Annotated in this window: 8 protein-coding genes; 3 read left to right on the top strand and 5 right to left on the bottom strand. The window is 28.0% G+C overall.

The annotated features are described in order from the left end of the window. Positions 1 to 14: 14 nt before the first annotated feature. The 5 genes from ACR82Z_RS01785 to ACR82Z_RS01765 are packed head-to-tail and all read right to left on the bottom strand — an operon-like array spanning position 15 to position 6160. Positions 15 to 1643 carry a hypothetical protein gene (locus ACR82Z_RS01785; RefSeq protein WP_435130390.1) on the bottom strand — a complete coding sequence of 543 codons (1629 nt, stop codon included), beginning with the start codon at positions 1641 to 1643 and terminating at the stop codon, positions 15 to 17. Positions 1644 to 1686: 43 nt separating this feature from the next. Next, on the bottom strand, positions 1687 to 4383 hold the full coding sequence (locus tag ACR82Z_RS01780; RefSeq protein ID WP_435130388.1) for a cation-translocating P-type ATPase: 2697 nt from the start codon (positions 4381 to 4383) through the stop codon (positions 1687 to 1689). 45 nt (positions 4384 to 4428) lie between these two features. After that, entirely contained in the window at positions 4429 to 4983 is a 555-nt protein-coding gene (locus ACR82Z_RS01775; protein WP_435130386.1) for a hypothetical protein, read from the bottom strand. Between the two features lie 60 nt (positions 4984 to 5043). Then, positions 5044 to 5397, bottom strand: coding sequence for a hypothetical protein (locus tag ACR82Z_RS01770; RefSeq protein WP_435130384.1), 354 nt, complete (start codon positions 5395 to 5397; stop codon positions 5044 to 5046). Positions 5398 to 5416: 19 nt separating this feature from the next. Next, the gene (locus ACR82Z_RS01765; RefSeq protein WP_435130382.1) at positions 5417 to 6160 is read right to left on the bottom strand and encodes a phosphotransferase; all 744 of its coding nucleotides are present in this window, start codon (positions 6158 to 6160) and stop codon (positions 5417 to 5419) included. Between the two features lie 70 nt (positions 6161 to 6230). On the opposite strand from ACR82Z_RS01765, the gene ACR82Z_RS01760 reads away from it, so the two are divergent. The 3 genes from ACR82Z_RS01760 (at position 6231) to ACR82Z_RS01750 (ending at position 16440) form a co-directional block, all read left to right on the top strand. After that, entirely contained in the window at positions 6231 to 7238 is a 1008-nt protein-coding gene (locus ACR82Z_RS01760; protein WP_435130381.1) for a phosphatidate cytidylyltransferase, read from the top strand. A 1-nt stretch (position 7239) separates the two neighbouring features. Further along, the gene (locus tag ACR82Z_RS01755) at positions 7240 to 11661 is read left to right on the top strand and encodes a PolC-type DNA polymerase III (RefSeq protein ID WP_435130379.1); all 4422 of its coding nucleotides are present in this window, start codon (positions 7240 to 7242) and stop codon (positions 11659 to 11661) included. Positions 11662 to 11772: 111 nt separating this feature from the next. After that, a complete protein-coding gene (locus tag ACR82Z_RS01750) occupies positions 11773 to 16440 on the top strand; it encodes a hypothetical protein (protein WP_435130377.1) in 4668 nt (1555 codons plus the stop codon). Positions 16441 to 16444: the final 4 nt, after the last annotated feature.

Raw genomic sequence — 16444 nt, 5'->3', positions numbered from 1 at the left:
CCTTATTCAGTTGTTTAATCCTTATTTATAATGTTGAAAATATCATTATAAAGTTCTCATTCAGGCTTTGTCTCATTTTCTTTTGGTAGTTGGTAAGATATAACTTTATTTGTAGTCTGATTAAATACAGATTTTGCTTGCAGTGCCTTTAGCATCACTTGAAGTTTTGCTCTTGTATATTTTGATTTCTTATTCGGATAATTTTTATCAAGCAGATACATAATATATTCTTTTAAAAAACTTGCTAAACAAATCAATAAATTATATGCATCATAGTGGTTTTTTTGATATATATACCAAAATTCATTTCGAATATCATCTTCAAATAAGTCAACATTTTTTAGAACTTGCTTCGCTTCTGAATCAACCTTTTTAATCATCGATGCAGTAATATCTGTTAAATTAGTTTTATAAACCAAATAACCATCGAGTTCCTTTGATTTCTCAATTGATTCTAAATCGAGATCCATTATCGGGTCTTCATCTAAAAAGCGTCCTAAATCATATCCTGATAAATTACCTAAAGTTCTCTCATCTTCAGCAGTATTTTCATAATCTTCTAAAAATTCATTTCTTAACATCCGATCTTCATGTTCAAGTTTTTTATTTCAAATTATAACCTGTTTAATATCATACGTTTTTGAATCAATTTGTAGTTTTTTGTCTCTTTGTTTTTCTTTACTTCCGTCTTTAAAATGTTTATAATCACCTTGATCCATAATGTAATCAAAATCTGAACGATCACCATAAAATGCAGAAATTGATGTAATGAAATTTATATTGTTTTCAAGCATATAATGAATATTTTCTTCAGTTATCATTTCTTTTTCTATTGAAAATGTTGGATTTGAATTAGGAAACATTTTCAAATAAGCATCTAAAAAGTCGGTAAGATACTGGGATTCATCACCAAAAGTTACATTATAAGTTTGCACAAACACAGGAGCACCTAACTTGTTAAAAGCCGCAACAACATTCTTTTGGGTTCGTCAAAAATCATTATAGGAGTATTTTGTTCCTGCTTTTTTAGAATTATCGAATTCTGCATATGTCATAGGTTTAACTGCAACATATAAAATTTTGCTATCTGTCATTTGCTCACTAATTCTTTGAACATTTTTATATAATATTTTATGATTCTTTCAAATATTATTAAGTGCTTTTATGTATATATTATCTTTGTAGTCTGATTTTTTATATATTTTATCAAGTTCAATTAATTTATCCGATGCTCCCCTTACATCTGTTAAAAACAAATTAAGTAATGTCATAGTCACAGTGTTTTTTAAATCATCTTTATCATATTTAAAATGATCAAACAAACCGATGTTATTAATTAGTTTTGTTAATCATAATTCATTAGGATTTCTAGTTGGATAAGTTAATTTTGCTTCCGATAAAGCGTTTTCAATATATGCTTTTAAATCTGTGTAATCTTCATTAACTATATTTTTTAAATCATAATCACTAATAGCAGATTCAATCAATGGTATATGTCATGGATATTTTTTACTTAATTTAGTATATAATCCTAAATCCACAACATTAGTCATTTTATCCATACCATCATAATTTTCTTGTTTTGCTATATAAACATGAAGATTTTTATCTGCATCATTATCTAAATTTACAACTAATTTCATAGTAAAATTATATCACTATGAAATTAAAAAACTACATAGAAAACTATGCAGTTTTAGGTTTTTTGTATCATTTTATTAGTTTGCTTGCTTCAAAATATATAGTAAGTAATAATCCAAATAATATCGGTGCTAACCAATATGCAACATTATAATTAGTTATCTTAGAGATATCAGCCATTTTAAATGCTACTCTTATTCCAGGTACAAATGCTACAAAGATTACACAAATCAATGAAAATAGTGATGCTGCATAAACTAATTTATATTCTTTAATATTACATCTAAAGATAGATTTTACAGACATCAAATTAATTGAATTAATACTTGCACCAACTCCTAAGGCAATGAATGTTGCAGTAGATGTCAGTTTGATAAAATCATCACCTTTGATGTTATTAGAAATGGCCACTAAAGCAACTGTCAAATATGCTAATAGAGCACCAATTGAGATAATTACACTTTGAATAAGTAATTGCTTTCATAACCCATTTGCAAAAATACTCTGGTTCTTATTAATCGGTTTTTGCTGCATCACATCTAAATTGCTTGGTGTCATACCTAGTGCAATCGCTGGTAGTCCGTGAGTTAATAAGTTAATTCATAAAAGTTGTGAAGCCGATAGCACTATTACTTCAGCATCCGCTATGTGTTTTTTAAAGATAATTGATAAAACAAACAATCCGATAATCATTACAATAATTTCACTTAATGAAGAAACTAAAAGGTTCAAAATAACAGTCTTGATGCGATTATATGTTTCGCGACCACTTTTAATTCCATTAACAATTGTAGTAAAGTTATCATCAGTCAAAATCACATCTGCTGCTTGTTTTGATACATCGGTTCCTGTAATCCCCATTGCAACACCAACATCGGATGCTTTTAAGGCTGGAGCATCATTTACTCCATCACCAGTCATTGCTACTACTTCATGATAACCTTGTCAAGCTTTCACTATTCTTAATTTATCAGCTGGTGATACACGAGCATAGACACTAATATTACGAACATTTTTACATAACTCATCATCAGTCATCGTTGCTAATTGAGCTCCTGTGATAGCTTTATCACCATATCTATAAATTCCTAAATCAGTAGCTATTGCTGTAGCAGTAGTAAGATGGTCACCTGTAATCATAACAGGATGGATTGCAGCTTGTTTTACCATTTCAATACTTTCTTTAACACCTGCCCGTGGTGGATCTTGCATTGCAATAAGCCCTAAAAAGACTAAATTATTTTCATCATCAAATGTAATTTTTTCAGCACTTGCATCCATTTTTTTATAACCAACTGCGATTACACGGTAAGATTTTTGTGCCCAACTTTCATTTAATTGGTATTGATATTCACTAGCATCCTTGCTCTTAGCAAAAATTACATCTGGGGCACCTTTAGTTATCAGAATTTTTTCCCCTTTCGGATTCTTTACTAAAACTGACATTGTTTTTCGATCTGAATCAAAAGGAAGTGAATCTAATTTTTGAAAAGCTTGATAAAACATCTGAGCAGAGTTTTGGTTATCTAGTCCAAACCTAAGTATTCCAGTTTCGGTTGGGTCTCCTACTTCGATGTATTCTCCATTTTCTCCTATTTGCACACTAGCATCACAACAAGCAACAAAAGCACCTAATGCCGAAGATTTTTCATATGGAACATCTGGATCAATTGCATCATATAAATGCATTACAGTCATTTTATTTTCAGTAAGTGTTCCGGTTTTATCTGAACAGATTACACTAGTAGCTCCTAAGGTCTCAACTGCAGGAAATGCTTTAATAATGACATGTTTTTTAGTCATTGTTGCTACACCAATAGCTAATAACACAGTTGTAAAAGTAATCAATCCTTCTGGAATAGCAGCAACAGCCAGTGAAATCCCTATTATTACAGCATTAGAATAAACTTCTGGGTTATTTCAAATGTTTGTGAAAACATTTGAAATAATAAATTGAATAACTGTTGTTATAACTAATAAAACAACACCTGATATTCCAAAAAGTTTACTTAATTTATTAAGTTTAATTTGTAAAGGAGTAAATTGCGGTTTTTGTTCTTGAATCAGTTTATTAATATTACCTATTTGAGTGTCTTTTCCAATTGCGACTACTTCTGCAACACAGTGTCCGTTAGTTAAATAAGTTCCCGCAAAAATGCGATTGGTATTTTCAATAATATTTTGATGTTGATTATCTTCTAATGCGTTTTTTTCAACAGGTAATGATTCACCAGTCAAGGCCGCTTCAACAACATTAACACAGTAAGCTTGCAATATTTTTGCATCGGCTCCGGCATAATCTCCTGCATCTAAAACAATAATATCACCTACAACCAATTCTTCAGCCGGTAAATGCATCAGTTGTCCATCACGATACACTTTAGAAATCAATTGATTGTTTTTTTCTAATGCTTTAACTGCTTGATCACTTTTTATTTCTTGATATGTACCTAAAATTGAATTTAAAACTATCACTATTAAAATAATTAAAGGTTCAATAAATCCAACAATAATATCCGTTTGACTTTTAGAATTTTTACTTACTGTTTCATATATTGCAACTGCAAATGAAAAAGCTGCAGCAATTAAAAGCAAAATAATCATAAAGTCTTTAAATTGTGATATAAAAACTTTAAAAATATTTAATTTTTTTTCACTAGTAATTTTATTAAATCCATTTTCTTGTTGTTTTTGTTTTGCTTGTTGTGATGTTAAACCACTATAAATAATATCTTGATTCAAAACTCTCCTTTCTTAGATATAAAAACACAAATTAATGTGTTTTTATTATTCTATTTTATCTTTTGTTTCTATATCAATGTCTTCTATATCTAAATTAATATTTGGATAAGAACCATTTATATTTAAATCATTAACTATTTTAATTTTATTTATCATTCTAAAGTTATGTATTATTATTCCACCTAATGCAAAAATACCTAATAATCCTAATGTGCTGACATAATTAAGGTATGGAATATTATGTGCTGCAATACTAAGTGCAAGCAAAGCATACATAAAAGGTCATAATTTCTTAATTTTCTGCATTTGAATACTTTGAAAATCATCGTGATAAAGGAAAACCAAGGTAACTATACCAATAATAAACATAATTGCAAAAATAACATAAGAAACAATTGCTACAGGGGATGAAGAATCAGCTAAAAAATTCAAAATTTTATATCCTGTTTCTGTTTCATTTAATTTTTCATCATCACTTATACTCTTTATTATTCCTACAAATAAAATAATTATATAAACAGTTGCAATTAATTGTTGTAAAATAAATAACCCAAAAAAACCTCAAGTCAAAAAATATATTCTTTTTTGTTTTTTATCCATAATTTGCTAATCCTTTATATAAAAATTATAACTATTTTTTATTTTATAATAAGGATATTATTAACTTTTTAACAACAACATAAACATAATAAATGCAGATGCGATAAAAACTACACCTAAAAATAATGGAATATTATACTTTGCTCGCTGCCAAGCAGGTAAATACATTCCGGTTGCTTCATAAGTAGTTTTTTTGTTTCTAGGGTTATCACGATTATATTCATCCATTTGTAACTGCTTATAATTACGAATTTTTGCTATGGAATATTTAGCATAAATTACAAAACAAATTAATGCTAAAACAACAAATAATACTCCCAAGGGAATTAAGGTGTTTTTAGGTATTTTTTCTGCTGCTCTTCCTGGAATGTCTACATCAAAATACATAAACAAATCATTCAAATTAAATATCATATTTTTATTTTAGCAAAATTTATTTTTTGAATAAATTATTAGCTTTTTTGTACTCGTATAATTGCACCATCTCTTTAAGTTTCGCAACTGATGCACTATCATCATAAGGTTTATTATCTTTTTCATTAATTCACAAAATTACAAGGTAATAAACAAAGATTTTTTGTTGAATTAAATATTCTTCTCAATAATTTTCATAACGATCTAAGAAAATTTGTTCTTGTTCTGGATTTAAAAATGAACCACAAATAAAGTATGCTAAATCAAAATGCTTATCACCCATAGATGCATATTCTCAATCTACAAAATAAATTTTTCCTTGTTCATCTTTAACTATATTGCCAGATCATAAGTCATTATGCAATGGACGATTATTTTCGCTATGAGAAAGGATATTATTGATGCGTTTATAATATTCATCGATAACAGGTACTTTCAAGCCTTTGTCTCTTATAATGCGACGGTATTCTTTAACACGTGCCGCATGATTAGTTTTTGGAAACTTTAAACCTGAATCATGTAATTTACGAAAGTTATCAGCAATTTGATGTAAATCAGATGTGCTAAAATCTACCTTTACATTTTTAATAAACTCCCATTTTGAATGATTTTGATCATTTTCAAGTAATTTTGGTACAAAATCAAACACTGAAAGAATGCTATAATCAAGTTTATGATTAAATTTATCAAACTTTTTATATTGCAAAAAGTAATCACCATCGTGATATGATTCATTTGTATAACCGATATTAATTTTTTCCATTTTGCTCCTTTATTTTGAAATATTATATATTTAAATAAAAATTCAAAGCATAAAATGTATAATATTAATTATGTCTATAAATAAAGAGAGTTTTTTAAAAACTAGATTAATCCCTGCATTAATAATGTTAATTGCATTAGTTGCTTTGTTGGTGCTAACACGATATAGTTTTTATTGATCATATCCATTATATCAAAGCTCATTAGGTGGTTTTTGAGCTGTGCGAGCAATAGCATTGATTTTTGTTTTTATTTTTGCATATTGAATTTTTTTTGAAGTTTCTTTAGCATTTTTACAGCATAAAATTTATGCTGCTATTCAAGCACTGTTGCTAAGTTCTTTAATATTTTTAGGAACTAATTTTTTAAACTTAGTTATCACATCAAGTAATATAAGCAGTTTGGATGCTTTTGAATTAAGATTATGAACTGATTGACAAGCACACTTGATGTTATTGGTTAGTGTTCTTATTTTTATTATCTTTAGAATTATCATTATCAAAAATGTTTATTTTACAGAATTATTTTTAAAGGCATTGTTGTTTTTACTAACTAGTTTGATATTAAGTTTTTTTATAAAAACATTTTTATTTTTAAACACTGTTTCATCGGGTTTAGAATATATCATCTTATTTATTTTAATCGCAGTTAGTTCGGATATAGGTGGATATTTTGGTGGAAAATACCTAGGACATAAGATGTTTAAAAATAAAATGGCACCATTAATTTCACCTAAAAAGACTTGAGAAGGTGCTTTTGTAGGGTATGTTGCTGCATTAATAATTAGTTTTGTGTTTATTTATGCTTATTTTGGAGTTGCAAAGGGGTATGATATTAATACCGATGTTGCATCTGTTCTAAATTCATCTAAAAATACCACTGCTGCAATAGTTATTTTACTTACTTTAGCACCAATCGCTGCAATTACAGGTGATTTATATTTTTCTTTTATAAAACGGAAATTAGCAATAAAAGATTTTTCAAGAATTTTAGCAGGTCATGGTGGAATTGTTGATCGAATCGATAGTATTTCACTAATCTTCTTTATTTGAACATTTTTAGCATTATTTAGGGGATAAAATGAGTTTTTACAAAGATCGCACCTTTGCAAACTTTGCTTCAGAAATTGGTTTAGGAAATATTGAAGCATTTTCTGAAGCATACATTGCCGCAATTTCAGAACTGCAAACACGAAATTCAAAAAGAATTATTGAAGTAGATTTAAAGCTACCATATGCACCAAAAATAACTGATTTAGTAAAACTTCTAAAAGCATTAAAAAGCGAACGAGGAAGCAAATACCGTGTTATTTATAGCATTAATGACTATGTTATCGATGCTCCGATGTTTCGTGATTATATTACCACTATTATTAAGTCAAAAACAAAAAGTAAAATGTTTGTAAATTTGGATAACATGCTAAATCAAACACCTAAAAATCTTTATGTAAATCACGAAAATCAAAAGTGATTTATTTTATACGATGATGCAAGTATTAAGTACGAGGTAGTTGAAGCAATTGAATTTTTAACTAAAAAAATGCACGAATTTGGTTTATTGAAATTTCAAATCGGATCTCAATTTTATGAAAAAGTGATTGAAGAAGAGATCCCTGATGTTGATTTAAATTTAGTATATCAAAAACTCAAAGAAGAACAAGTTAGAGTTGAAATCGCTGCACAAAATAGCAATAAACCGTTAATCAAAAGAAAATCAAAAGAGTATTATAAAACATCAATCAAGGATATTGATAATTTAGACCACAATAAAGAACAGCATTATATTAGTATTGAAGGAATGATTTATAAAACCGATATATCTGATAACGCAAATTACAAAATTAATAAGTACTTTATAACAGATTTTTCAGATGCGTTGCAATGTATTCAATATCTAAATAATGATGCAGAACAAGTTGAAACCTTTAAAATAAATGATTTTGTCAAAATCAACGGGGTATTAATTTTCAAACAAGTTGGTGCTGAATACCGACGAACATTAAGAATTTATTCAATTACAAAAATTAATAATCCTATTTCATTAAGAGTTGATGATAATGAAGAAAAAAGAATCGAATTAAATACAAAATCCAAGATGAATGCAATGGACAGTGTCTTTGATGCAGCTGATATAGTTAGAATTGCTAAACAAATGGGACATAAAGCTGTGGCTATTTTAGATTCAAATAGTGTGCAATCTTTCCCTAAATTTGTTGCTGAAGCAAAAAAAGCAGGAATCAAACCTATTTATGGAGCAAGTTTAGATTTAATAAATGAAAATAATCAAATAATATTAACAAAAGACTTTGATGCAAAAATCAAATTGGTTGAAAGTGAATATGTGATTTTCGATATTGAAACAACTTCACTTTCACCTAAACTAGGTGAAATAATTGAATTTGGTGCTACTGTAGTTCAAAATGGTAAAAAAATAAGTAGTGAACAATTTTTTATCAAATGCAACAGTAAACTATCTGAATTTACTCAAAAACTTACCAATATAACTCAATCGATGCTGGATGATTATGGATTAGATTTGAAAGTAGGATTGCAAAAAATCTATAATTTATTAAATAACAAAATCGCTGTAGCACACAATGCTAATTTCGATATGCATTTTATCTTACAAAAATTTATTGATAATAATATGCAGCTTCCTAATACAGTTTTTATCGATTCATTGATGATTTCTAGACTTTTATTTTCTGATAAAAACAAGCACTCTTTAGGAGATTTTTGCAGTTATTTCAATGTTGAATACAACTCATCTGTAGCACACCGTGCTGACTATGATGCGGAAATACTTTCTCTTGCTTTTATTCAGTCGCTTTTTAGTTTTCAACAACAACAAGTATTGACACTAGGTGATTTATATCATTATTTACCTAATCCTGAAGCATTTTATAAAAAAGTTCGTTCAAATTATCAATACAGCATCCTAGCTAAAAATCAGTTGGGATTAAAAGAACTTTTTCAGCTGGTTTCAATGACTCTAACACAAAGATTTTGAGGACAACCAAAACTTTTTTATAATGATTTACAGGGTAAAAAGAATATTCTAATAGGTTCTGGTGGACTAAAAGGTGAATTAATTAATGCACTAATATATTCATCAGATTTGAAAATAAATGAAGTTATAGATCGCTGTGACTATATCGAAATTCCGCATATTGATGCATTAAAACATTTATATATAAACACTGAATATACAAAAGAACAGATTGAAAATCTTTTGAAACAAGTTATCAAATTAGCACTTTCAAAAAACAAAATTGTTGTAGCGATCGGGGATTGTCGTTATGAAAATCCTAATGATCAAATTTTTTATAAGAGTCTTGTTTATGCAAAAGGCCTAGGTGGAAGTCGTCATTTTTTACTTAGAACCAAAAATAGCAAAGAAGAACGTAGCAATGATAATGAAGATGATAATCAAAAAGACACAATAAAACGAATTGATTTTACTGTTATCCCTGATTTATATTATTTAAATACCAAACAAATGCTTGAAGGCTTTAGTTATTTAAATCTTGAATTAGCTAAGCAAATTGTGATTGATAACACTAATAAAATTTCACAGATGATTGATGATGACATCGTCGTTATTAAAGATAAATTGTATACTCCTACAGTTGAAAACTCAAAAGAAAAACTTAAGAATTTAGTTTATCAGACTGCAAAAGATAAATATGGAGAAAATTTGCCACAAATTATTTCAGAACGCATCAAAAGTGAATTAGATCCAATTTTAAAATATGACTTTGATGTAATATACTGAATTTCACATCTTTTGGTTAAAAAATCACTTGATAACGGATATTTAGTAGGAAGTCGTGGTAGTGTCGGTTCTTCTTTAGTTGCAACTTTAGCAGGTATTACTGAAGTAAATCCTCTTCCACCACATTATATCTGCGATAAATGCAAGCATTTTGAATTAGTTGAAAATCCGCCTACCACATCTGGTTTTGATTTAGATGATAAAAATTGTCCTATATGTGTAACTATTATGGATAAAGATGGTAATTCAATTCCGTTTGAAACTTTTTTAGGTTTTAATGCCGATAAAGTTCCTGATATTGATTTAAACTTCTCAGGTGATTATCAAAAAAATATTCATGATGAAATCAAACATATCTTTGGTGAAGATAAAACTTTTCGTGCTGGGACAATCTCAACTATACAAGGACGTACAGGTTTCGGTTATATAAAAAATATGGCTGAAGAATTTAATATTCCATACTCAAACGATTTTATTGACTTTTTATCAACTAAATTAGAAGGTGTCAAGCGCACAACTGGACAGCATCCGGGCGGAATCATTATCATACCAAATCAATTTAGTGTCGAAGACTTTACCCCGATTAATTTCCCTGCTGATGATGTTAAATTAGATTGAAAAACTACACATTTGGATTATCGTGCAATTCACGATAATATTATTAAGTTTGATATTTTAGGACATGTTGATCCAACAGCAATTAAAATGTTAGAGACATTAACAGGTTTAAATGTTAAAACTGACATTCCTAAAAAAGATGCAAAAGTAATGTCACTTTTTTATTCAACAAAAGCTATGAACATCAAACCAGATGACATTGGTAATGAAACAACTGGAGCATTAGGATTGCCAGAATTTGGTACACAATTTGTTCGTAAAATGCTTGCTGAAGCACAACCTAAATCATTTGCTGATTTAATTTCGCTTTCTGGCCTTTCACACGGAACCGATGTATGAAAAGGTAATGCACAGGATTTAGTTAAAGAACACGGTATGTCATTGAACGAAGTTATCTCCTGTCGCGATGATATTATGAATTTTCTTATCTCTCTTGGTGTTGATCCACTTTATTCATTTAACATTATGGAGAAAGTACGTAAAGGGAAAGGATTAACACCTGAAGAAGAAAATGAATTACGAACACATAATGTACCTGAATGAGCAATAAAAAGTATGAAATTAATTAAATATATGTTTCCAAAAGCGCATGCTACTGCTTATGTTTTAATGGCATGACGTGTTGCATGATTTAAATTATATAAACCATTAGAGTATTATGCAACTTATTTTAGCACCCGTGTTGAAGAATTTGACTTGGATACCTTAGTAGAAGATATTGGGATGCATAAAATAAATGAAAAAATTCGTGAATTAAATGCATTGGTAAATCCAAAAGTGAATGATAAACAACTTTTGACTACCTTAGAAATAGCACGTGAATGCTATGCTCGTGGTTTTAGCATCAGTAATATAAATTTAGAAATTTCAAAAGTTAAAGAATGAGTTATTGATTATGAAAATAACTGTCTAATACCTCCATTTACTACTATTAAGAGTTTAGGTATTGCTGCTGCCGAAAAACTTGTTGCTGCCCGTTCTGAAATGAAATTTAAATCACGTGAAGACTTTAAAACACGAAGTGGAATCAATCAAACTTTGTATAAAAGGTTATTAGAACTTAAAATACTAGATCACTTGCAGGAAAATGATCAAATGACTTTATTTTAATCTAACAAAACATGTATTTTTGTTTATGCTGGTTTTTGTAAAATGAATAATAAAATCTGTAGAATTTGCTAATATTTTTGTATACTTAAAGTAACAGGTAAAGAGGTTATTATGAAAAATAAAAAATATAAACGCATCATTTCCAAATTATTTATTTCTTCTGCTATTTTACTTCATACAATTGCATCAGCTTGTACATCAAATGATAATGGCAATTATGGTTCAAAAAAACCAATAAATAATCCTAAAAACGATGAAAATAAAAACGCTTTAAAAGTGAATACTATAACGGTTGATAATGTAACTGATAATTCTGCTGCTATAGAACTTTATTTTAGTGCGACATTGCATAAAAATGACCAATTAAAAATTGCTCTTAAGGATTTAAAAACATCTAAAATAAGAAATATAGTGCAAAATGTGAATATAAATACTAATCGTGTAAGAGTAAGTATCGATGGATTAAGTCCTAATACAACTTATAAAATAGATAATTTGTTGCAAAATAATAATAAGATTGGTTTTTTAAATACAGTTGATAATCGCTCTTTATCATTTACAACTTTAAATCAAGAATCAAATGGTAGCAAAGATGAAAATGGTAACAACCAACAAGGAAAAAATGGTGATGGAGATGATAAAAAAGGATCAGAAAATCCACAAAATCCACATTCTGGCAATATGCCTGATAAAGAACACGAAGAAAGCAAAGAACAAAATCCAGGTTCTGAAAATCAAAATCCAAATAATCACCAAAAAATTGATATTAATGCAACAGTTAGCAGTGTTAGCTACCAAAATCAATTCAATGTTTTGCTAAAACTTGATTCAGATCAAGATTTAGCAAATAAATTTGCACAAATTACAGTAAATCCAATAGACAGTAATAATCAAGTTATTAACCAAGATATTACATCAAATATTGTTACTATAAATGATAAAAATCTTTCATTTAGTTTTAATAATCTTGATTTTAATAGTAAATATCGCATTAAATCAATAGATTTCTTTGAACAAGGAAGCGAAAATCAACTTTCTAAGCTTGATAACATTTCAATTAATAATTATCCAGAATTTAACACACCTTCATTAAATATAAATGTAACTTTTAATGATAATCTAAGTCAAAATCAAGATAGTTATGTGTTAGGTTTTAATACAAATTCTGATTTTAATGGTTATATAGAGTTAAAAGTGTTAAAATTAAGCGATCAAAATCAAGAATATAGATCACTTAGATCGAGTTTAAAACATAAACAAATCAGTTTTTTGAATCTAGATCCGAACACAACATATATTATTAAAGGTGTAAGTCTTTATTCTGATGCAGGTAGTTCAAATCCATTAAATGTAAACATGACTTTCCAAAATAATAAAACTTTTACAACACCAAATCAAAAAATACAATCGAATGCTTTATTAGAACCTAAATATAGTGCAATTAAACAAAATAACATTCCTGTTGTTTATGATTTACAAAATACAGCAACTAGCAAAACAAGTGATCAATTAACTTTGGATAGTATTAAATCAAACAACACAAATCATAGTGATTATTTTACTCAGAAAAATACTACTGAAAACAAGCAAAATAATAGTACATTTGCTCAATTAAAAAGTTATATATACGATTCTACACATCAAAAATACAGATTAAATTATTTAGTTCCTAACTCTTTTGCAAAAGCATACACACTAAAAATTCGTAAGAATAATGTCGAAGAAAGTATATCAGCAGCCTCAATGAAATATGATCATTATCTATATGAAATACCATATGATCACTCTGCGACAATTGACTTAATTGGATTGATAGATGACAACAATCAAAGTATTAAAACATTCAATAGTAGTTTTGGAATCCATCCATATACATTTAATTTCAATACATCTGTTGATGCAAACATCAGAAGTATTTCAATACAACCTAAAACAGGTAATAACATCGATGTGTTTGTTAAAGTTCGTAAGAAGACTTATCCAGATCGTTTAGCATATCTAAATAATACAAAATTAAAGGTATGACGCAACAATCAAATCGTTGAAGTAACTGCTACACGGAGAATTGATGATTATCATGCTACCATTTTAGCTGGTGATCAAATTGTATCATTTGTTTATAATACTAGCACCGCCACACAAATGCATGATTTACCATTAACTGAAATTAATTTTGATTCAAGTAAAAATACATATGATATTAATTCAATTACAGTTGATCAAAATACTCAAAAAGTGAATGTTACATTAAATTCTAATGTTACAAATGCTAATAATCTAAGTTTTATAGTTAAAGGAATTGATCACAATATTCCATTTATTCGAACTATAACCCCAACAATTAATAATAATATTGCAAGTTTTGATATAAATCAACTTTCAAATGTAAATATTTCATATGTTATAACTAATATTTTATTAAATGATGGATTTATTGATTTAAGTGAAGATAAAAAATACCAATTTAATATAACAACAATTGAAAATAATAATTTAAGTGATTTTAATTATTATATGGATCAAAATACTAAAAAAGTTTATGCCTCTGCTTTCTTTAATTTTAATTCACATAACTTAAAATACCTAAAAAATATGTACTTTGATTTTATGTTTGAAAAGGAAACACAAAACTATGATAATGAATTAGTATTAGGATTTGAACCTACCAAACACATTATGGTAAGATTTGATGATTTATGAAAATTTGAACTACCTAATTTTAATGAATATATTAAATATACACTAAAAAAAGTCCGGATCGTAAAACCTGTTACCTATAAACAATTAGCTACTATTGATGTTGCTGCAAACCTACAAAAAACACTGGCATATCATTTTAATTATGCAAGTGTTGATCAAAATAATTTCAGTGCAAACGGAATTGAACGCAGAACAACAAATGATTTTAGTCGTTATGATTTAAGAAAAAAATGACTAGCAAATGATGCAAATGATACTGTAGATTTTAGTTTATATAATCTATGATCTGTTTCAGAATATTTATCCGATTATACATTCATCAAAGATCGTGAATTTTTAAATCAAGCATATCCAAACCAGGTTGTGTATAAATTTAACAAAAACTCAGAAACCAAGAAAATTCAACTTTTTGGTCCAAGAGAACAAGTTAAAGCAAAATTATTTAACATTGATAATTCAAACAAATCTGCTTCATTAACTAAGAAATTATCTAACTTCAAAAACCTTGATCAAATTCCTGAAAATGAATCATTAATGATGTTTGATTTTGAATTTGAATTACATGATCGCACAAATTATGACCTATATAATGCTTACAGAATAAATTCAACCATCCGATTACCTTTTAATTTAACCAAACTCAAGCAAACTGGTAAATTGGAGAATTTAAATTTTTATTTTTATCAAATTTTTACTTCACAAGCTGTTCAAGAACACAACTATAATAAAATAAATGCAAAATTTAGTTTTAATTTATATTATGATAGTTCTAACAATACTATTACCTTAAAAGTAATTTCTAAGGATAAAGATTATAATTTTACCCAAGATATAGCCACACATAATATAGGTTTAGAAAAAAATGTTTTCGTCGGACCTGCTAGAATCGCTGTAATTCATACAAATGAAAATGTTAAAATCGAATACAACTCAGATAAAGTTGATGCATTATCAAACTTTAATCCAAAAATATCATACCTAAATGAAAATATAAATAAAAACCATGATTTTAGCTTTTCTCCAGGTATGTCAGTTGATGATATAAAAACTTGACAATCAAAACGTTTATTTAAAGAAGATAAATCAGATGCTGCTGACTTAATGCGACAACGTGCATTTAGAATCAGTGTAGGAACTTGAAACTTAATTGGTAAGGTTAAACCAGATGATGATAATGATTATCGCTTCTATGTAATGACTAACCACCATGTTGCTGTGCATGTTCCAATTCCAAATACTCCTACAAGTTTTTACATTCCAACTTTATTAGATCGTCCTGCTGCAGGAACATACCAAACTGGTCCTAGTGTACAAGATGGAAAATTGACTAAAATTTATGCGTTTGAAAATTATAAATATAACTATCAACTTATTAAAGATTACTATAATATCGGAAGTTTCATTGATAATGAAGGAAGATATCAAGAAAATAATATTGCAGCAAATCAAGACTTAGTAATTGCAACAATTGATTTAAGATCTATTTTTGAGCAATATCAAGGAGTAGATTTATCAAAAATTCAAATGGATGCACAAACAAAAGAATCGATTAAATATATTTTAAACTGAAAAAACTTAGCACCTACAAAACTAAGTGATGAAGTTAAATATTTACAAGATTTCGATGCATTAAATTGATATGTTGCTTCATTCCCTGGTGAAAGAACGATTGGTCCTGAAACAGTTAAATCAATCCGTTATCGAGAATACTTATTAATGTATATGCCATACTTTATGAATGATTTAGATTATGAACAAACAAGATATAAATCAACCAAGATATCATTCAACCGTGAAGGGATTGATTTAGCCGGTGGTGCATCAGGTAGTGGTGTATACGATGAAAAAGGTAATGTAATAGGTCTGATAACCGAAGGATGAAATTCATTTGATGGAGCTATTTCGGCACACTTATTCGCCGGACAAGTACGCAATGTTTTCGGTTCAAAAGACAATAAAATTAATCAAGATTCATTTTATGAATATATCAAACACAATAGTTTCTTATATCCTAAAAAATATACAGATATTTATTGAGATGATGACATAACAATCAAAAATAATCAAAAGACTAACTAGGAAG

The organism is Mycoplasma sp. 6243, from assembly GCF_051200785.1.
Classification (GTDB): domain Bacteria; phylum Bacillota_I; class Bacilli_A; order Mycoplasmatales; family Metamycoplasmataceae; genus Mycoplasmopsis.
Note: the sequence above shows the minus strand (reverse complement) of the source record. Positions and strands in the feature narration are given on the sequence as shown.